At 71.9% G+C, this 19,183-nt stretch carries 19 protein-coding genes, 1 pseudogene and 1 riboswitch; of the genes and pseudogenes, 16 read left to right on the plus strand and 4 right to left on the minus strand.

The window, feature by feature from the left end; translation table 11 throughout:
• Positions 1 to 179: 179 nt before the first annotated feature.
• From BLS99_RS16375 to BLS99_RS16385, 3 genes are all read left to right on the plus strand, one after another.
• Positions 180 to 1,490, plus strand: coding sequence for a sensor histidine kinase (locus tag BLS99_RS16375; RefSeq protein ID WP_091052084.1), 1,311 nt, complete (start codon positions 180 to 182; stop codon positions 1,488 to 1,490).
• Entirely contained in the window at positions 1,478 to 2,125 is a 648-nt protein-coding gene (locus tag BLS99_RS16380; RefSeq protein ID WP_091052086.1) for a response regulator transcription factor, read from the plus strand. The genes BLS99_RS16375 and BLS99_RS16380 overlap by 13 nt, the downstream gene beginning before the upstream one ends.
• Before the next feature lie 104 nt (positions 2,126 to 2,229).
• Positions 2,230 to 2,940, plus strand: a complete 711-nt coding sequence (locus tag BLS99_RS16385) for an MIP/aquaporin family protein (RefSeq protein ID WP_091052088.1) — start codon at positions 2,230 to 2,232, stop codon at positions 2,938 to 2,940.
• Positions 2,941 to 3,060: 120 nt separating this feature from the next.
• Here the strand turns inward: BLS99_RS16385 and BLS99_RS16390 are convergent, their stop codons facing one another.
• Positions 3,061 to 3,501 carry a thermonuclease family protein gene (locus BLS99_RS16390; RefSeq protein ID WP_091052089.1) on the minus strand — a complete coding sequence of 147 codons (441 nt, stop codon included), beginning with the start codon at positions 3,499 to 3,501 and terminating at the stop codon, positions 3,061 to 3,063.
• A gap of 113 nt (positions 3,502 to 3,614) precedes the next feature.
• Here BLS99_RS16390 and BLS99_RS16395 point away from each other — a divergent pair, with 113 nt between their 5' ends.
• The 5 genes and pseudogenes from BLS99_RS16395 (at position 3,615) to BLS99_RS16415 (ending at position 8,371) form a co-directional block, all read left to right on the plus strand.
• Positions 3,615 to 4,970: a cell division protein PerM gene (locus BLS99_RS16395; RefSeq protein ID WP_143034837.1), complete on the plus strand. Its 1,356-nt coding sequence runs from the start codon at positions 3,615 to 3,617 to the stop codon at positions 4,968 to 4,970.
• A gap of 5 nt (positions 4,971 to 4,975) precedes the next feature.
• Complete coding sequence (purN, locus tag BLS99_RS16400; RefSeq protein WP_091052716.1) at positions 4,976 to 5,608, plus strand: phosphoribosylglycinamide formyltransferase; 633 nt, start codon at positions 4,976 to 4,978, stop codon at positions 5,606 to 5,608.
• A 10-nt stretch (positions 5,609 to 5,618) separates the two neighbouring features.
• Positions 5,619 to 6,107: pseudogene (locus BLS99_RS16405) on the plus strand (VanZ family protein); the annotation flags it as partial.
• 78 nt (positions 6,108 to 6,185) lie between these two features.
• A riboswitch (ZMP/ZTP riboswitch) is annotated at positions 6,186 to 6,349 on the plus strand.
• Positions 6,350 to 6,374: 25 nt separating this feature from the next.
• Complete coding sequence (gene purH, locus BLS99_RS16410) at positions 6,375 to 7,916, plus strand: bifunctional phosphoribosylaminoimidazolecarboxamide formyltransferase/IMP cyclohydrolase (protein ID WP_091052094.1); 1,542 nt, start codon at positions 6,375 to 6,377, stop codon at positions 7,914 to 7,916.
• 95 nt (positions 7,917 to 8,011) lie between these two features.
• Positions 8,012 to 8,371, plus strand: a complete 360-nt coding sequence (locus BLS99_RS16415) for a TFIIB-type zinc ribbon-containing protein (protein WP_245712275.1) — start codon at positions 8,012 to 8,014, stop codon at positions 8,369 to 8,371.
• Positions 8,372 to 8,428: 57 nt separating this feature from the next.
• Here the strand turns inward: BLS99_RS16415 and BLS99_RS16420 are convergent, their stop codons facing one another.
• The 3 genes from BLS99_RS16420 to trpS are packed head-to-tail and all read right to left on the minus strand — an operon-like array spanning position 8,429 to position 10,298.
• Complete coding sequence (locus BLS99_RS16420) at positions 8,429 to 8,665, minus strand: hypothetical protein (protein ID WP_218126541.1); 237 nt, start codon at positions 8,663 to 8,665, stop codon at positions 8,429 to 8,431.
• A 32-nt stretch (positions 8,666 to 8,697) separates the two neighbouring features.
• Positions 8,698 to 9,243, minus strand: a complete 546-nt coding sequence (locus BLS99_RS16425) for a 2'-5' RNA ligase family protein (RefSeq protein ID WP_218126542.1) — start codon at positions 9,241 to 9,243, stop codon at positions 8,698 to 8,700.
• Positions 9,244 to 9,281: 38 nt separating this feature from the next.
• On the minus strand, positions 9,282 to 10,298 hold the full coding sequence (gene trpS / locus BLS99_RS16430; protein ID WP_091052098.1) for a tryptophan--tRNA ligase: 1,017 nt from the start codon (positions 10,296 to 10,298) through the stop codon (positions 9,282 to 9,284).
• A gap of 118 nt (positions 10,299 to 10,416) precedes the next feature.
• On the opposite strand from trpS, the gene BLS99_RS16435 reads away from it, so the two are divergent.
• The 8 genes from BLS99_RS16435 (at position 10,417) to BLS99_RS16470 (ending at position 19,178) form a co-directional block, all read left to right on the plus strand.
• Positions 10,417 to 11,244, plus strand: a complete 828-nt coding sequence (locus BLS99_RS16435; protein ID WP_091052100.1) for a DeoR/GlpR family DNA-binding transcription regulator — start codon at positions 10,417 to 10,419, stop codon at positions 11,242 to 11,244.
• Positions 11,241 to 12,332 carry a galactose-1-phosphate uridylyltransferase gene (gene galT, locus BLS99_RS16440; protein ID WP_091052103.1) on the plus strand — a complete coding sequence of 364 codons (1,092 nt, stop codon included), beginning with the start codon at positions 11,241 to 11,243 and terminating at the stop codon, positions 12,330 to 12,332. Before BLS99_RS16435 ends, galT begins: the two co-directional genes overlap by 4 nt.
• On the plus strand, positions 12,275 to 13,300 hold the full coding sequence (gene galE / locus BLS99_RS16445; RefSeq protein ID WP_091052105.1) for a UDP-glucose 4-epimerase GalE: 1,026 nt from the start codon (positions 12,275 to 12,277) through the stop codon (positions 13,298 to 13,300). Before galT ends, galE begins: the two co-directional genes overlap by 58 nt.
• Positions 13,287 to 14,435 (plus strand): galactokinase, encoded by a 1,149-nt coding sequence (gene galK, locus BLS99_RS16450; protein ID WP_091052107.1) that lies wholly within the window; start codon positions 13,287 to 13,289, stop codon positions 14,433 to 14,435. The genes galE and galK overlap by 14 nt, the downstream gene beginning before the upstream one ends.
• A gap of 187 nt (positions 14,436 to 14,622) precedes the next feature.
• Positions 14,623 to 14,970 (plus strand): hypothetical protein, encoded by a 348-nt coding sequence (locus tag BLS99_RS16455; protein WP_091052109.1) that lies wholly within the window; start codon positions 14,623 to 14,625, stop codon positions 14,968 to 14,970.
• Positions 14,971 to 15,179: 209 nt separating this feature from the next.
• Entirely contained in the window at positions 15,180 to 16,283 is a 1,104-nt protein-coding gene (locus BLS99_RS16460) for a BMP family lipoprotein (protein ID WP_091052111.1), read from the plus strand.
• Between the two features lie 37 nt (positions 16,284 to 16,320).
• Positions 16,321 to 17,892, plus strand: a complete 1,572-nt coding sequence (locus BLS99_RS16465; RefSeq protein WP_091052113.1) for an ABC transporter ATP-binding protein — start codon at positions 16,321 to 16,323, stop codon at positions 17,890 to 17,892.
• Positions 17,889 to 19,178, plus strand: coding sequence for an ABC transporter permease (locus BLS99_RS16470; RefSeq protein WP_091052115.1), 1,290 nt, complete (start codon positions 17,889 to 17,891; stop codon positions 19,176 to 19,178). The genes BLS99_RS16465 and BLS99_RS16470 overlap by 4 nt, the downstream gene beginning before the upstream one ends.
• Positions 19,179 to 19,183 lie beyond the last annotated feature (5 nt).

Genomic DNA, 19,183 nt, shown 5'->3' on the forward strand with positions numbered 1-19,183 from the left:
CGGTCAGCTGCCGGATCAGGGGTGGGGACAACCGGAACCGGACGGGTACAGCCAGCTGTAGTACCCGGTTCGGGGCCCGGGTACAGCTGGCGGTAGCGACGGCGCCGGTCGCCGCGGGTACGTTTCGAGTCGGACGCCCGGCGGGACCGCCGCCGGGCGCGGCACGGGAAGGCACCGGGATGGCGATCAGCAGGCGGGAGCGCGTGCGGGCGTGGTTCGCCGCCGAGCTGCGCCCCGACGGGGACGGGCGCGACGGCCTCGGCAAGGTCCTCCTCGCCTCCCTGCGCGCCTCCGGGTACGGCGCGGTCGGCGCCGGGTTCGGCATCCTCGCGCTCTACACGATCCCGATCCTGCTGCTCGCCGGGTTCCTCTCGCTCCTGGGCCTGGGCCGCGTCCTCGTCGCCCCCTCGATGCAGTGGGTCCGGCTCCTCGCCGGCCTCGAACGCCGCCGCCTCCACCGCCTCGGCCACGAGATCGAGTCCCCGTACGCGGGCCCCGACGCCGACCCGCCCGCGAGCCTCGGCGAACTCCGCGCCGACCCGTCCGCGCGCCGCGACCTGCTGTGGGTGTTCCTCCACGGCACGTGGGGCCTCATCATCGGCGCGACCCTGCTCCAGATGCCGTTCATCTCCGTCCGCGACGTCACCTACCCGCTGTGGTGGACGTTCGTGCCCGACTCGGAGCAGCAGATCCTCAACGGCCTCATCGAGACGAACTCCCAGAGCACCGCCGTCCTCGGCTTCGCCACCGGCATCGCGGTCTTCGTGCTCTGGCTCCTGTTCGGGCCCAAGCTCCTCGACCTCCAGGCCCGCCCCGGCGTCCACCTCCTCGGGCCCGACCCCGACATCGACCTGTCCGAACGGGTCGCCCGCCTGACCGCGACCCGCGCCGCCGCCCTCGACGCGCACGCCGTGGAGCTGCGCCGCATCGAGCGGGCCCTCCACGACGGCGCCCAGAACCGGATCGTCGCCGTCGCCGTCCTCGTCGGCGCCGCCAAGCGCGAGATCCCGCGCGACCCCGACCGGGCCGTGGACATCCTCGGCCGCGCCCAGGACACCGTCGAGGACGCGCTGGCCGAGCTGCGCGCGGTCGTCCGGTCGATCCTGCCGCCGGTCCTGGAGGACCGCGGCCTCGCCGGGGCCCTGAACGCGCTCGCCTCCGATTGCCCCGTGCCGTGCACCGTGGACGTCGACGTGCCGGGCCGGTGCCCCGCGAGCGTCGAGGCCACCGCCTACTTCGTGGTCGCCGAATCGCTCACCAACGTGGCCAAGCACTCCCGTGCGGCCGGCGCGTCGGTGGAGGTGCGGCGGCGGGGGAATACGCTCACCGTGACCGTGGCCGACGACGGCCGCGGGGGCGCCGACGCCGGGGCCGGCTCCGGCCTCGCGGGCATCACGCGCCGCGTCGAGGCCCTGGACGGGACCGCGACGGTGACCAGCCCACCCGGTGGGCCGACCGAGATCAGAGTGGAGCTGCCGTGCGGATCGTGATCGCCGAGGACGACACCCTCCTGCGGGAGGGGCTGAACCTGGTCCTGCGCGGGGAGGGCTTCGAGGTCGTCGCCTCCGTGGGCGACCCCGCCGCGTTCCTCGCCGCGGTCGAGGAGCACCGCCCCGACGTCGCCGTCGTCGACGTCCGCATGCCGCCGACCCACACCGACGAGGGCATCAAGGCCGCCGTCGCGGCCCGCCGCGCCCACCCGGGCCTGGCGGTCCTCGTCCTCTCCGCCTACGTGGAGCAGTCCTTCGCGACCGACCTCCTCGCCGACGGCGCCCGCAGCGTCGGGTACCTCCTCAAGGAGCGGGTCGGCCGCGTCGACGCGTTCGTGGAGGCCCTGCACCGGGTCGCGGGCGGGGGCACCGCCATCGACCCCGAGGTGGTCGCGCAGCTGTTCGCGCAGCGCCGCGCCGACGACCCCGTCGAGCGCCTGACCCCGCGCGAGAAGGAGGTCCTGTCGGTCATGGCCGAGGGCCTGGGCAACGGGGCGATCGCGCAGCGGCTGTTCATCACCGAGAACGCCGTCCACAAGCACATCCGCAACATCTTCCTCAAGTTCGGGCTCACCCCCGACGACCAGACCGACCGGCGCGTGGCCGCCGTCCTCCACTACCTCGAACGCGCCTAGCCCTCACCCCGGACCGTCCGAATAGCGCAGAAACGCTCACAAAGGACCGCGGATCCTGCCATCCTCTGGGACAGACGTAGGAAACGGTTTCAAAGGGGGACGTCATGCGCGCGATCTGGGCCGAGCTGGTCGGCACCTTCTGCCTGGTCTTCTTCGCCGTCGGCGCGGCGGTCTACGGCATCGACGGGGAAGCGATCGGCTTCGTCGGCGTCGCCTTCGCGTTCGGCCTCGTCCTCTTCGCGCTCGCCTACGCGGTCGGCCCGGTCTCGGGCTGCCACGTCAACCCCGCCGTCACGCTCGGCGCGCTCCTCGCCGGCCGCGTCGACGCCGGCACCGCGGTCGGCTACTGGATCGCCCAGTTCGCCGGCGGCATCGCCGCCGCCGCGGCCCTGAAGTTCATGACCACCGCCGGCGACGTCACCGACCGGACCGGGGCCCTCGGCGCCAACGACTACGGCGCCACCGTCAACCTCACCGGCGCGATCGTCATCGAGGCCCTGCTGACGTTCCTGCTCGTGTTCACCGTCCTCGCCGTCACCGGCAAGAAGGGCGCCACGCCCGCCGCCGGCGCCGCCATCGGCCTGGTGCTCGCGATCATCCACCTCGTGGGCCTGCCGCTCACCGGCACCTCGGTCAACCCGGCCCGCTCGCTCGGCCCGGCCCTGTTCGCCGGCGGCGCACCGCTGGAGCACGTGTGGGTGTTCATCGTCGCCCCGCTCGTCGGCGGCGCGCTCGGCGCGGCCGTGCAGTTGTGGATGTACGGGCGCGAGCCCGCGCCCGACGAGACCGACGTCCAGACCTCGTCGGCGCTCTGACCGCACCCGGCCGATGGCCCCTCTGGGGGCTATCGGCCAGTCCCTTCGGAGGCTATTCGTCGGTCCCTCCGGAGGCTATTCGGCAGTCCCCCGGAGGCTATTCGTCGGTCCCTTCGGAGGCTATTCGCCTTCCTGGAGGGCCTTCCACATGCCCCGGCGCTCGCCCTTCGCGAGGCGCTCGGCCTTGCGCAGCGTGTCGCCGATCGTCAGCTCCTGGTGCCGCAGGATGTACGTGTGCGCCATCCCCTCGGCCACCGCCAGAACGGCGTAGTTCATGCCGTTCTCCATCACCACGTGCGCGAGCAGCCGGTCGTACTGGTCGAACATCGGGTCGCCCGGGTCGGTGAACAGCGTGACCGTGCGGCCCTCCAACTTGTCCTTCGCGTAGACCTTCGCCTCGGCGCCCCAGTCCTCCTCGTCGCGGAACCCGCCGGACTCGGGGGAGTTGATGCCCATGATCCGCACCCGGATCTTCTCGCCGCCGACGTAGGCGCGGAACGTGTCACCGTCCACGACCTCCTCGACGTCCACCGTGGCGTAGAAGTCGCCCGGACCCTCCATGTGCCGCCTCCTCCGGGCCCGGTCCCTGCGACCGGGCACCGACCCATCCTCGCACCGGGCGGCCCGTCATGGGAACCGTGCTCCCCGTGCCCCCTTGTGACAGACTGGTCGGCGTGGAGCGACGACCGAACCGACGCCCTGGCCGGCCAGGGTCCGCGCAGCGCGACACCGTGCGCATCGGCGCCGGCGGGACCGCCCCCAGGCAGCGCGAGACCGACCGCGAGACCGAGGTCCTCGACACCGGCACCCGCCGCCGCCCCGCCCGCCCGCGAGCGCTCCTCGCCTCCGCGCTGGCGACCACGGTCTGGTGCGCCACAACGATCTTCACGCCGATCCTGGTGTGCGTCATCCTCGGCTGGTGGCAGGCCGGGGCCCAGGGCTCGGTCGCCGTTGTCGCCGCCGCGGCCGGGACCGCCTGGCTCTCCGGGCACGGCGTGCCCGTCGACATCGGACCGATGCACCTGAGCGTGGCCCCGCTCGCGCTCACCGTCCTCATCGCCTGGCGCCTCGCGAAGGCCGCCGCCGGGACCACCCGGGCCATCGGCGGGCGCGACGCCGCCGCCGTCCGCGCCGCCGCCGGGCTCGTCACGATCCTCTACACCGGACTCGTCGCCGCGGCCGCCGCGCTCTCCTCGCGCGGGCCCTTCGACGCCGACATGCTCCCCGCGCTCCTCCACGCCGTCCCGCTCGTCGCCGCCGCCACCGCGTTCGGCGCGGCCCGCGAGGCCGGGGTCCTGCCGTGGGCCACCGCCTCGGTGTGGCTGCGCCGGGGCCTGCGCACGGGGATGATCACCGCCGGGGCCCTCCTCGCGTTCGGGGCCGCCGCCACCGGCGCCGCGTTCGCCGTCCGCGGGCCCGTCGTCGCCGACACGCTCGGCCTCTACGGGAACGCCTCCTGGATCGTGGCCCTGCTCAGCCTCCTGTACCTGCCGAACCTCGCCGTGTGGGCCGTCGCCTACATCGCCGGGCCCGGCTTCGCCGTCGGCGCGGGCACGGCCGTCCAGACCGAGCTCATCGAACTCGGGCCGCTCCCGGCGTTCCCCGTGTTCGCGGCGGTCCCCAACGCGCCCCTGCCCGACTACGCCACGGTCCTGGTCGGCCTGCCGCTCATGCTCGCGGCCGTGTTCGGCGTGATCCTCACGTACCGGTCCCCGGACCTGCGGCTGCCGCGCGTCACCACCGCCTCGATCGTCGCCGCCGCCACCGCGGCCCTCGTCCTCGGCCTCCTCGCGTACCTCTCCGGCGGCGCCGCCGGGCGCGACCTCCTCGCCGACCTCGGGCCCGACCCGCTCGCGGTCGCCGGGATCTCCGGCGTCCAGTTCCTCATCGGCCTCGTCGGCGCCGCCCTCATCGCGCGCCTCTTCGCCGTCCACCGCCGCGCCGCCGAAGCCGAGCTCGTGCGCAGGGACACGGTGGTCATCCCCGAACCCGCGCCCGGCCGCGACGACGCGTTACCGTGTCACCCGTGACCGCTGTGCAAACTTACGGCTCCGCAGGCGTCGCCGTGGCCCGAATCGTCGTGCTCGTCTCCGGCTCCGGATCGAACCTCCAGGCCCTGCTCGACGCCTGCGCCGACCCCGCCTACGGGGCCGAAGTGGTCGCCGTCGGCGCCGACCGCGACGGCACGTACGGCGCCGAGCGCGCCGCGAAGCTCGGCGTGCCGACCTTCGTGCACAAGGTCAAGGACTACGCCACCCGCGACGAGTGGGACGCCGCGCTCACCGCCGAGGTCGCCTCCCACGAGCCCGACCTCGTCGTCTCCGCCGGGTTCCTCAAGCTCTGCGGGCCGCGCTTCCTCGCCGCGTTCCCCGGCCGCTACGTCAACACCCACAACTCGCTGCTCCCGGCCTTCCCCGGCATGAACGGCCCCGGCGAGGCCCTCGCCGCCGGCGTCAAGATCGCGGGCGCGACCCTCTTCATCTGCGACTCCGGTGTCGACACCGGCCCGGTCGTGGCCCAGTGCGCCGTCCCGGTCGAGGACGACGACACCGTCGAGACCCTGACCGAGCGCATCAAAGAGGCCGAGCGGGCCCAGCTCGTCGAGGCCGTCGGCCGCATGATGCGCGACGGCTGGAAGGTCGAAGGGCGCCGCGTCCGCCTCGGCTAGCATCGCCGCCATGGACGCACCCCTCGCCGTCAACGCCCTCGAAGCGAACACCCTCTACATCGCCTTCGCCCTGCTGCCGTTCGCGTTCGGCGCCGCCTGGGCGCTCGCGGCCCGGCGCGTCCGCCTCGGCCGGCCCAGGCGCGAGGCATGGCTCCACTCCCTCGCCGAGGTCGGCGCCGTCGTCGGCTCCGTGCCGCTGCTGTTCCTCGGCCTCACCTCCCGCGAAGGGGCGAACGCCCTCCAGCTCATCCCGCTCGTGGACCTCGCCGACCTCGCGGGCGCCTCCCCGCGCACCATCGTGGAGCAGCTGGCCGGCAACCTCTTCGTGTTCGCCGCCGCCGGGTTCTTCTTGCCGGTCCGGTTCCGGATCGGCCTCGGCGCCGTCGCGGCCGGTGCACTGGTCGCCGCCGTCACCCTCGAAGCGCTCCAGTTCACGCTCCTGACCGGCCGGGTCGTCTCGGTCGACGACGCCCTCATGAACGCCGCCGGGGCGGTCCTGGCGGCCCTCGCGTCCCGCCCGTGGTGGCGGCGCTCACGCGAGTCGGCCGGGCCGGAACCCGAACCGGGCGTGTTACGCTCGGCTGGTCGCGACTGGCGAGTGACGTCTTTCGAGGTTTCCCGTGGCACGGACCGGGCAGCTCGTTGTTGAGGGGAGACCTTCAGAAGACGCCACGGGTGGAGTACCACCAGGGAGCGGCACTGCTGAACCTGTTACTGCGGTCGAACGCCTGGGCCGCAGTCATCTAGAACCAGGAGCAGTGCATCCATGTCTGAGCGGAAGCTCATCAAGCGGGCCCTCGTCTCGGTCTTCGACAAGACCGGCGTCATCGACCTCGCCCGCGACCTCCACGCCGCCGGCGTCGAGCTCGTCTCCACCGGATCGACCGCGGCGCGCATCGCCGAGGCCGGCATCCCCGTCACCAAGGTCGAGGACCTGACCGGGTTCCCCGAGATCCTCGACGACCGCGTCAAGACCCTCCACCCGAAGGTCCACGCCGGGCTGCTCGCGGACGTGCGCCGCGAGTCCCACCGCGACGAGCTCGCCGAGCTCGGCATCGAGGCGTTCGACCTGCTCGTGGGCAACCTGTACCCGTTCCAGGAGACCGTCGCCACCGGCGCGGGCTTCGACGACATCGTCGAGAAGATCGACGTCGGCGGGCCCTCGATGGTCCGCGGCGCCTCCAAGAACCACGCCAACGTCGCGGTCGTCGTCGACCCCGCCGACTACTCGTGGCTCCGCGACGCCGCCAAGCAGGGCACCACCGCCGAGGAACGCCTCCGCCTGGCCGCCAAGGCGTTCGCGCACCTCGCCACCTACGACGCGGCCGTCGCCACCTGGCTCGCCGAGCAGGCCGGGACTGGCCTCGGGGACTTCCTCGCGCTGCCCGCAGCGAAGCTCGCGGACCTGCGCTACGGCGAGAACCCGCACCAGGACGCCGCCGTCTACGCCGTCCCGGGCGCGCCCGGCCTCGCGCAGGCCGAGCAGCTCCACGGCAAGGCCATGAGCTTCAACAACTACACCGACGCCGACGCCGCCTGGCGCGCCGCGCACGACTTCTCCGCGCCCACCGTCGCGATCATCAAGCACGCCAACCCGTGCGGCATCGCCACCGGCGCCTCGATCGCCGAGGCCCACCGCAAGGCCCACGCGTGCGACCCGCTCAGCGCCTTCGGCGGCGTCATCGCCGCGAACGCCGAGGTCGACGCCGAGGCCGCCGCGCAGATCGCCGAGATCTTCACCGAGGTCGTCGTCGCCCCCTCGTTCACCGACGAGGCCGTGGCGATCCTGTCGGCCAAGAAGAACCTGCGCCTGCTGCGCGCCCCCGAGTGGACCCCCGCCGCGATCGAGCTCAAGCCGATCTCCGGCGGCGTCCTCGCCCAGCGGCCCGACCGCGTCGACGCCGACGGCGACTCGCCCGCGAACTGGACCCTCGCCGCCGGCGAGCCCGCCGACGACGCGACCCTCGCCGACCTCGAGTTCGCGTGGCGCGCGGTCCGCTCCGTCAAGTCCAACGCGATCCTCCTCGCCTCCGGCGGCGCCTCCGTGGGCGTCGGCATGGGCCAGGTCAACCGCGTCGACTCCGCGAAGCTCGCCGTCGAGCGGGCCGGCGCCGAGCGCGCCGCGGGATCGGTCGCGTCCTCCGACGCGTTCTTCCCGTTCCCCGACGGGTTCCAGATCCTCGCCGACGCCTGTGTCAAAGCCGTCGTCCAGCCCGGCGGGTCGGTGCGCGACGAGGAAGTGATCGCCGCCGCCAAGGAAGCGGGCGTCACGATGTATCTGACCGGAACGCGGCACTTCACCCATTAATTCGCCGTCATCGGGCGCTCTAGCTATGAGAACTCACAGCCGGGGCGCCCGCCTCCGGTTGGGCATACATGGCCGATCCACGATAGGTTGTTGTCATGATGCAGATGCTCTGTCCGAAATGTCAGAACCCGATGCACCAGTACGAGCGGAACGGCGTCGTCGTCGAGCAGTGCTCCGAATGCAAGGGCATTTTCCTCGACCGCGGTGAACTCGAGCACCTCATGAACTTCGAGTCGAAGTTCCACGCGGGCCCGCCCGCCGCCGCGCCCGCCGGCCCTCCGCCGCGCGAGCAGCGCTACGACGACCGGCGCCATGACGACCGGCGGCACGATGACCGCCGCTACGACGACCGGCGCCGCGACGACCACTACGACGACCGCCGCCACCACGGCGACGACTACCACTACAAGAAGAAGAAGCGCAAGAGCGTCTTCGAGGACCTCTTCGACTTCTAGGCCGCTCCCGCCGCCGGGCCCCGCCCGGCGGCCAAGTCCCGCACGGCAACGCCGCGATCACGCTTCCGGGCCCAGAACTCCCATGTAGCGCTGGATCGCCAGCATCTCGGCACGGTCTTCCGGATCGTCGAGGAGCCGGTCGGCGTCGGCGCTCGCCAGCTCGACGAGGGATCGGCGGCGGTAGGTCTCAAGGAGCGCGTATCGAACGGCCTCGGTCTTCGTACGGCCGGCCGCGGTCAGCGCGGCGATCGCCTGGTCCATTGCCGCGTCGGTTCGAATGAAGAGCGTCCCCATGTCGACAATGTATCGGCCAGTGCGGTGCGGGCTCAACCGCCGAGCGGGAAGACGCCTCTCGGGGTCCACGGGACCGGGGCCCCGGCCAGGGTCTCGAAGCTCCACGCCCCCGGGTTCGGGTGCGTGTAGAGCGTGAACGACTCGACCCGGAACTTCGCCTCGAAGCCCGCGAGCGCGTTGAACGCCCGGTCCAGGGCCTCGGTGCTCACGTTGTGGGCGATCGTGATGTGCGGGTGGTACGGGAACGTCCGCTCGCGCGCGGCCGGGCCGCTGCGGATCGCGGACTCCAACTGCTCGCACACGGCGATGCCGTCGACCACGGCCACGAACACCACCTCGGTGACCGGCCGGAACGAGCCGGTGCCGCGCAGGTGCAGGTCGAACGCCGGGCACGCGGCGGCCACCGACGCCAGGTGCTCGCCGAACGCCGGGAGCGCGGCCCGCGGCATCTCGGTGGGCCCCAGCAGCGTCAGGTGCGCGGGGACGATCCCGCCGAGCGGGTCGCCGGAGGCGAGCCGGGCCCGGTCCAGGAGGTCGCCCCAGGGCGCGGGCACCGGGATGGCGACGCCCACGGTCACGGTCGGCGGCTTCCCCACCGGCGCCGCGCCCGCATCCACTAAAGTGCCACCGGCGGAAAGAACCCGATCTTCTTGTACGCCTTGGCGAGCGTGCGCGAGGCGACCTGCCGGGCCTTCTCGGCGCCCTTGGCGAGGATCCGGTCGAGCTCGGCCCGGTCGGCCAGGTACTCCTTGGTGCGGGCCGCGATCGGGCCGAGGGAGTCGGCGACGACCTCGGCGAGGTCGCCCTTGAAGTCCCCGTACCCGCGGCCGGCGTACTCCGCCTCGATCTTGTCGAGCGTGGTGCTCCCGAGGGCCGCGTAGATGTTCATCAGGTTCGACACGCCCGGCTTGCGCTCGGGGTCGTAGCGGACCTCGGCGTCGGAGTCGGTGACGGCGCTCTTGATCTTCTTGCGCATCTGGTTCGGCTCGTCGAGCAGGTAGACGCACCCGCGCGGGCTGGCCGAGGACTTCGACATCTTCTTCTCGGGCTCGGCGAGGTCCTTGATCGTCGCGGTCTCCTTGACGATGTAGGCGTCGGGGACGGTGAACGTCTGCCCGTACGTGCCGTTGAACCGGATCGCGAGGTCGCGGGTCAGCTCCAGGTGCTGGCGCTGGTCCTCGCCGACCGGGACCTGGTCGGTCTGGTACAGCAGGATGTCGGCGGCCTGGAGGATCGGATAGGTGAACAGCCCCACCGTTGTTCGTTCTTGTTTGGCGGACTTGTCCTTGAACTGGGTCATGCGGCCGGCCTCGCCGAACCCGGTCTGGGCGCCCATGATCCAGGCGAGCATCGGGTGCTCGGGGACCTGGGACTGCACGAACAGGGCGGACCGCTCGGGGTCGACGCCCAGGGCCATGAGCTGCGCGGCGCTCACCCGCGAGCGCTCGTGCAATACCTTCGGCTCGTGCTCGACGGTGATCGCGTGGAGGTCGACGACCATGTAGAAGGCGTCCGCGACGTCCTGGAGGGCCACCCACTGCCGCAGCGCGCCCAGGTAGTTCCCGAGGTGGAACGAGTCCGAGGTGGGCTGGATCCCGGAGAGGACGCGGGGCTTGCGGTCGGCAGTGGTCATGGACCGATTCTGACATCCGGGCCGATCGGGCGGCCACCCGGTATTGCGGCCCGGCCGATCCTGATGTTCAATTGTGTTTGATCTTGATCGGAAGACAGGATCGGAAGGAGAGCCGCCGATGCTGGCGCAGCAGCGACAGAGCCGGATCGCCGAGCGCGTCCACCGGACCGGGGCGGTCCGCGTGGCCGAGCTGGTCGAGGAGTTCGGCGTGTCGGACATGACCATCCGCCGCGACCTGGAGACCCTCGCCGAGCGCGGGCTGGTCGCCAAGGTCCACGGCGGCGCGACCGCGGTCGACTTCGGCTCCACCTCCGAGCCCGGCTTCGCCGTCAAGCAGGTCCGCCAGGAGCCCGAGAAGCAGGCCATCGCCGACGCCGCCGCGACCCTCGTCGGGCCCGGCCAGGCCATCGCCCTCTCCGCCGGGACCACCACCTGGACCCTCGCGCACCGCCTCACCGACGTCGCCGACCTCACCGTGGTCACCAACTCCGTCCCGGTCGCCGACGTGTTCTACCGGGCCGGGCGCCCCGACCAGACCGTCATCCTCACCGGCGGCGTCCGCACCCCCTCCGACGCGCTCGTGGGCCCCTTCGCCGTCGCCTCCCTGGAGAAGGTCAACGTCGACACCGTGTTCCTCGGCGTCCACGGCATGTCCGAGCGGGCCGGGTTCACCACCCCGAACCTCCTCGAGGCCGAGACCGTCTCCACGCTCGCCTCCAAGGGCCGGCGCCTCGTGGTCGTGGCCGACCACACCAAGTTCGACGTCGTCGGCATCGCCACCATCGCGTCCCTCGCGGACGCGGACGTCGTCGTCACCGACTCCCTCCTCGACGAGGAGGCCCGCCGGGCCCTCGGCGCGCACGTCGACCAGGTCGTGCTCGCACCGGTCCCGGCCGCGGAGCCGCACGGCCCCGCCAAGCGAACCCACACCGAGAAGAGACCATGAGCGCGTTCCACTTGGAGACCGGCGGCCTCGCCGACGGCCGCCAGATCCTCTACTTCAACACCACGCCGGGCGCCGGGCGCGCCTCGTTCGCCGACAAGCGCGACCTGGGCGACCGGGTCAGCGCCGGGGAGATCCGGTACGACGTGCTCCGCGACGAGTGGGTGGCCGTCTCGGCCGGGCGGTCCAGCCGCCCCCTGCTCCCCGTCGCCTGCCCGCTGTGCCCCTCCGGCGGCGACGACCTCACCGAGGTCCCCGCCCCGGACTACGAGGTCGCCGTCTTCGAGAACCGCTTTCCCTCGTTCGGGGGATTCTCCGAGCCCGGTCCGCTGCCGCCCGCCGCGGTCGCCGGCATGGAGACCGCCGTCCCGGCCTCCGGCCGCTGCGAGGTCGTCGTCTTCTCCGACGACCACGACGCGTCCCTGGCCGACCTCGGCCCCGAGCGGGTCGCGCTCATCGTGCGGGCCCAGGCCCAGCGCACCGCCGCCCTCTCGGCGCGCGGCGACATCGCCCAGGTCTTCCCGTTCGAGAACCGCGGCGTCGAGATCGGCGTGACCCTCCACCACCCGCACGGGCAGATCTACGGCTACCCGTACGTGACCCCGCAGACCCGCAGGCACCTGGACGCGAACCGCCGCCACCGCGCCGCCACCGGCCGCGACCTGTTCGACGACATCCTGGAGTCCGAGCGCCGCGGCCCCCGCGTCATCGCCGAGAACGACCACTGGACCGCCTTCACCCCGTACGCGGCCCGCTGGCCCTTCGAGGTCCACGTCTACCCGAACGCGCGCTTCGCCGACCTCACCGAGCTGCCCGAGGAGTACATCGACGCGTTCGCGCCGCTGTACCTGGAGGTCCTCAAGCGCTGCGACAACGCCTACCCTGGCGAGCAGATGCCGTACATGGCCGGGTGGCACCAGGCTCCGGTCGCCGAGGACCGCGAACTGGGGCGCCTGCGCCTCGAACTGGTTTCGATCCGCCGCGGGGCGGGCAAAGTGAAGTTCCTGGCCTCCTCGGAGTCCGTGATGGGCGGATGGGTCCACGACCTCGGACCCGAGACGGCCGCAGACATGCTCAAGGGGGCACTGTGAAATACCTCGTGACCGGCGGCGCCGGCTACATCGGCTCGATCGTCGCCACGATGCTGCTCGAAGCGGGCCACGAGGTCGTCGTCCTCGACGACTGCTCGACCGGCGCCGCCGAGCGCGTCCCCGCCGGGGCCGATCTGGTGCGCAAGTCCGTGCAGCAGGTCGCGGAGGTCCTCGACGGCTCCTTCGACGGCGTCCTCCACTTCGCCGGGCTCATCGCCGCGGGCGAGTCCATGGAGAAGCCCGAGATCTACTGGGAGGCCAACACCAACGGCACGTTCGCGCTCCTGGCCGCCATGCGCGACGCGGGCGTGCGGACCCTCGTGTTCTCCTCCACCGCCGCCGTCTACGGCAACCCCCTCGAAGTGCCCATCAAGGAGGAGGCCGTCAAGGCCCCCACCTCCACGTACGGCGCCACGAAGCTCTCCAGCGACATGGCCATCCAGTCCGAGGCCACCGCCCACGGGCTCGCCGCGGTCTCCCTGCGCTACTTCAACGTCGTCGGCGCCTACCGGGACCTGAGCGGGACCTGGCACGGCGAGAACCACGAGCCCGAGACCCACATCATCCCCATCGCGTTCGATGCCGCCTCCGGCCGCCGCGACTCGTTCGCGATCTTCGGCGACGACTACCCGACCCCGGACGGGACCTGCGTCCGCGACTACATCCACGTCGCCGACCTCGCCGAGGCCCACCTGCTCGCCCTCGGCGCGGCCGCCGCCGGGGAGCACAAGATCTACAACCTCGGCAACGGCAACGGCTTCTCCAACAAGGAGGTCGTCGCCACCGTCAAGGAGGTCACCGGGACCGACTTCCCGGTGCGCACGGGCCCCCGCCGCGCCGGCGACCCCGCGGAGCTCGTCGCCTCCTCCGAGCGCGCCAAGCACGAACTCGGCTGGAAGCCCAGCCGCGACGCCCTCGACCGCATGGTCGCCGACGCCTGGGAGTACTACCAGCATGCCCGCAACTGACCCCGACCCCCACGCCCTCGAACTCGCCGAGACCGCCGCCGCGGCCTTCCGCGACGCGCACGGCGAGGAGCCCGAGGGCCTCTGGGCCGCTCCGGGCCGCGTCAACCTCATCGGCGAGCACACCGACTACAACGACGGCTTCGTGATGCCCTTCGCGCTGCCGTTCTACGCCGCCGTCGCCGCCTCCCGGGCCGAGGAGTGGTCCTTCCACTCCACCTACGGCAACGGCGAGACCGTGCGCGCCACCGAACTCGACGGCGTCGAGGGCTGGGCCGCGTACCTCGCCGGGACCGCCTGGGCGCTCAACGAGTCCGGCTTCCTGGTCGGGCCCGCCCGGATCGCCCTGCACTCGGACGTGCCGGTGGGCGGCGGCCTCTCCTCCTCGGCCGCCGTCGAGTGCGCCGTCCTCATCGCGCTCGCGGACCTGTACGGCCACGAGATCGACCGCGGCGAGGCCGCGCGCATCGCGCAGAAGGCCGAGAACGAGTACGTCGGCGCGCCCACGGGCGTGCTCGACCAGTCCGCCTCGCTGCTGTGCGAAGCCGGGCACGTCATGTTCATGGACTGCCGCGACCTCTCCCGCGAGCAGGTCCCGTTCGACCTCGCGGCCGAGGGCCTGGCGATGCTCGTGGTCGACACGCAGGCCCCGCACCGCCACGCCGACGGCGAGTACGCGGCCCGCCGCGCCGACTGCGAGGAGGCCGCCCGCCAGCTCGGGGTCGCCTCCCTGCGCGACGCGCCGCGCCACGCGAAGCTCGACGACGACCAGCTCAACAAGCGGATGCACCACGTGGTCACCGAGAACGACCGCGTGCTCAAGACCGTGGAGATCCTGCGGACCGGGCGCGTCGCCGGGATCGGCGACCTGCTCACCGCCTCGCACGTCTCGCTGCGCGACGACTACGAGGTCTCCTCGGTCGAGCTCGACACCGCGGTGGACGCCGCGATCGGCGCCGGGGCCCTCGGGGCCCGCATGACCGGCGGCGGCTTCGGCGGCTCCGCGATCGCCCTCGTCGAGGCGGCCGCGGCCGGCAAGGTCGAGGACGCGGTCATCAGCGCGGCGGCCCAGGCCGGGCTGCCCGTCCCGCGCGTCTTCGTGGCCCGCGCCGCCCAAGGCGCCCACCGGGTCCGGTAAACGCGGTGAACGGGGCCGGACCGCCTGGTCCGGCCCCGTTCCGCGTGCTCGGGCCGACCGGCCCACGCAGCGCGGGGCCGCGGCGCCCGTTCGCGGTCCGCGACGCGAATGCGCCGCGATGTGATCGCGACTCGGGACCGGCGGTGCTCCAGCGTCACCGGTCCCGCACTCTGGAATACTCCGCGGCATGGATCTCGTGCACCTCGTCCTCCGGTACCTCCACCTGCTCGGCTTCGCCGCGGTCTTCGGCGGCTGGGCGGTCGCGTGGCTGTCGCGCAAGTACGGCTTCAACACCGCGATGCTCTACGGCATCGCCGTCCAGCTCGCCACCGGCATCGTCCTCGCGGGCCTGGCCAGTGCCGAACCGGACGCCAACCACGCGAAGATCGGCGTCAAGGCCGTGCTCGCGCTGCTGCTCGCCGTCATGATCGCCGTTCCCGTGTGGAAGAAGCGCGAGAAGGTCGCGGCCGGGCACTTCTGGGCCACCGGCGCGCTCATCGCCGTCACCGCGGGAGTCGCCGTCTTCTGGCAGTAGCCGCGCGCCCGGTTCACCCCGCTGTAACCCCCGCAGCCGCATGTCGCGGCAATACCGCCGTAGTAGTGGCGAAACACCTGATCACTCCTGGTCTCAGTCATAGGATGTTTCGGTAACGAAATCATCAAGGAGCGTGTCAGAGGCCATCAAGTGCGGCCATGATTAGGCGGGTATCGACTTACCCCCTTGGATCGTCAAAGGAGACCGTAATGGCTGTCAAGCCGTTCAAGCTGGCCGTGGCGGGCCTTTCCGCCGTCGGCCTCGCCGCGCTCGCCGCTTGCGGCGACGCACCGTCCGACTCGAACGGCGGCGACAACGCCGACGCGTCGTTCAGCGCCTGCATGGTGACCGACTCGGGCGGGATCGACGACAAGTCGTTCAACGAGTCCGCATGGGCCGGCATGGAAGCGGCCGCGGACGAGAACTCGGACATCGCGGTCAGCTACAAGGAGTCGGCGAACACCGACGACTACGACCCGAACCTCCAGTCGTCGGTCGACGACGGCTGCGACTTCATCGTCGGCGTCGGCGGGCTCATGGCCGCGAACGTCACCACCGCCGCCCAGGCGAACACCGGTGTCGGCTTCGCGATCGTCGACGGCACCCCGTCGGACGCCGAGGGCAACCCGGTCGAGACCGACAACGTCTACTCGATCCAGTTCGACACCGCCCAGTCGGCCTTCCTCGCGGGCTACGTCGCCGCGTCGCAGACCCAGACCGGCACCGTCGCCACCTGGGGCGGCATGCAGATCCCGCCGGTGACCATCTTCATGGACGGCTTCGCCGAGGGCATCGCCAAGCACAACGCCGACAAGGGCACCGACGTCAAGCTGCTCGGCTGGGACGAGGCCGCGCAGACCGGCACGTTCCTGAACTCCTTCGAGGACGCCGCCGCCGGCAAGTCCACCTCGGACACGTTCATCAGCCAGGGCGCCGACATCCTCTTCCCGGTCGCCGGCCCCGCCGGCATCGGCGCGCTCACCGCCGCCGAGGAAGCGGGCGACGCGGTCAACGCGATCTGGGTCGACACCGACGGATTCGAGTCCACCGACTACGGCTCGAAGCTCATCACCTCCGCCGAGAAGGGCCTCGCCAACGCGGTCCGCGACGCGGTCCTGGCCGCCTTCGACGGCGAGGCCGGCAACGGCACCTACGTCGGCACCCTCGAGAACGAGGGCGTGAGCCTGGCGCCGTTCCACGACTTCGACGCCGCGGTCTCCGACGAGACCAAGGCCGAGATCGAGGCCCTGACGGCCGCGATCATCGACGGTTCGCTCGTGGTCGAGTCCCCGGCCAGCCCGGTCGCCCCGTAGTCGACCGCACCGGCTTCCATCTCAAGAGGGACGTGCATTGCGACTCGAACTGAAGGGCCTGACGAAGAAGTTCGGCTCGTTCACCGCCGACGACGACATCGACCTGGTGGTCGAGCCCGGCCAGATCCACGCGGTTCTGGGTGAGAACGGCGCGGGCAAGTCGACGCTCATGAACATGCTCTACGGGATCCTGACGCCCACCAGCGGCGAGATCCTCATCGACGGGGAGCCGGTCTCCTTCTCGGGTCCCGGCGACGCGATCGCCGCCGGGATCGGGATGGTGCACCAGCACTTCAAACTCGTCGGGCCCTTCAGTGTCGCCGACAACGTGCAGCTCGGCCGGGAGCACACCCGCGGTGCGGGGGTGCTCTCGGCCCGGGCCGCGCGCAAGGCCGTCCTGGACGTGTCGGAGCAGTACGGGCTCCGGCTCGACCCCGACGCGGTCTGCGAGGACCTGCCCGTGGGCGTCCAGCAGCGCGTCGAGATCGTCAAGGCCCTCTCCGGGCCCAAGACCGAACTGCTCATCCTCGACGAGCCGACGGCGGTGCTCACGCCCGCCGAGATCACCGAGCTGCTCCAGATCATGCGCAACCTCGCCCAGGCGGGGACGTCGATCCTGTTCATCTCGCACAAGCTCAAAGAGGTCCAGGCCGTCGCGGACAAGATCACCGTGATCCGGCGCGGGAAGGTCGTCGCCGAGCTGGCGCCGACCGCGTCGGAGTCGGAGATGGCCTCGGCCATGGTCGGCCGCGCGGTCTCGCTCCAGGTCGACAAGACCCCCGCGGTCCCCGGCGAGCCCCGCCTGGAGGTCAAGGACCTCACCGTCGTCTCCGACGCGGGCGTCAAGGTCCTCGACGCGCTCGAACTCACCGTCAACGGCGGCGAGATCGTCGGCCTCGCCGGCGTCGAGGGCAACGGGCAGACCGAGCTCGCCCGCGCGATCCTCGGCCTCCTCAAGCCCGACTCCGGGTACATCGCGATCGACGGCCGCGACGCGCACGGGCGCGGCCCGGCCCGGCGCATCGCCGACGGCCTCGGGTACATCCCCGAGGACCGCGGCCGCGACGGCCTCGTCTCGGAGTTCTCGGTCGCCGAGAACATCGTGCTCAACCAGTACAAGGACGAGCCGTACTCCAAGCGCGGCGTGGTCGACTCCGGCGCGGTCCACAAGCGCGCCGTCGACTCGATCGCGGAGTTCGACATCCGCACCCAGTCGCCCGACGAGTCGGCCTCGTCGCTGTCGGGCGGCAACCAGCAGAAGGTCATCATCGCCCGCGAGTTCTCCCGGCCCCGCCGGTTCCTCGTCGCGGCGCAGCCGACCCGCGGCGTCGACGTCGGCGCCACCGAGTTCATCCACTCCCGGCTCATCGCCGAGCGCGACACCGGGACCGGGGTCCTCCTCATCTCGTCCGAACTGGACGAGATCTACGCCCTGGCCGACCGCATCGCCGTGATCTACAACGGCCGCATCGTCGGCGAGGTCGCCCCCGACACGCCCCGCGAGGTCATCGGCCGGCTCATGGTCGGCGCCGCCGGAGCCCCCGCGACCACCGAGCCCCTGAACACCGAGCCCCTGAACGACGAGGACACCGACGGAGGTGACCGATGAGCGACAGCACCACCGCTGAGGCCCCGGCGGAGCCGCCCGCGCCGGCCGCCGAGCCCGCCGAGGACAAGCCGAACTTCATGCGGCTCTTCGGCCGCTACCTGACCGAGGCCAACTCGGTCATGGTCACGATCTACTCGCTGCTGCTGGCGTTCCTCATCGGCGCGATCCTCCTCATCGTCTCCGACGAGTACACCCGCTCGACGTTCACGTACTTCTTCGCGCGGCCCCAGGACGCCTGGTACGCCTCCCGCGACCTCATCGTCGAGTCCTACACCGCCCTGTTCGAGGGCGCGATCCTCAACTTCAACACCCTGGAGTCCTACCAGGCCGGCCAGGCCGAGTTCGGGAACCTCCTGCGGCCGCTGTCGGAGACGCTGACCTACGCGACCCCGCTCATCTTCACCGGCCTCGCCGTCGGCCTCGCGTTCCGCGCGGGCCTGTTCAACATCGGCGCCCAGGGCCAGCTGATCTTCGGCATGATGGGCGCGCTCATCGTCGGCTTCAGCCTCGACCTGCCGATCTGGCTGCACCTGCCCCTCGCGGTGATCGCGGGCGGGGTCGCCGGCGGCCTGTTCGGCGCCATCCCCGGCGTCCTCAAGGCCAGTACCGGTGCGCACGAGGTCATCTCGTCGATCATGCTGAACAACATCGCCGCGCTGTTCCTGGTGTGGGCGCTCGGCACGACGTTCCTGCACTCCACTGTCAAGTCCGACCTGGTCTCCAAGCCGGTCGACGACACGGCGATCCTCCCGACGCTCCTGTCCTCGCTCAACCCCTCCCTGCGCGTCAACCTCGCGCTGGTCATCGGCATCGCCGCCGCGGTCTTCACCTGGTGGCTGCTGTCGAAGTCCACCTTCGGGTTCCGCATCCGCGCGGTCGGCTTCAACGAGCACGCCGCCGCGACCGCGGGCATGCGCATCGGCTCGACCTACACGACCACGATGGCCGCCGCGGGCGCCCTCGCCGGACTCGGCGGCGCGGCCCTCGCGCTCGGCGTCTCCTCCGGCGGCATCACCACGAACACCGCGCTCGACTACGGGTTCAGCGGCATCACGGTGGCCCTGCTCGGCCGCGCCAACCCCGGCGGCATCGTCGCCTCCGCGCTCCTGTTCGGCGCCTTGAAGGCCGGCGCGCTGTCGGCCCAGCCGGACGTCCCGGTCGACATCTCGACCCTGCTCCAGGCCACCATCGTGCTGTTCATCGCCGCACCGGCCCTGGTCAAGGCGATCCTGCACCTGCGCACACCGCGCGGCGGCCTGGTCACCCTCGAAGCGAAAGGCTGGTGAGCCCC

The sequence above is a fragment of the Glycomyces sambucus genome, from assembly GCF_900102815.1.
Lineage (GTDB): Bacteria > Actinomycetota > Actinomycetes > Mycobacteriales > Micromonosporaceae > Glycomyces > Glycomyces sambucus.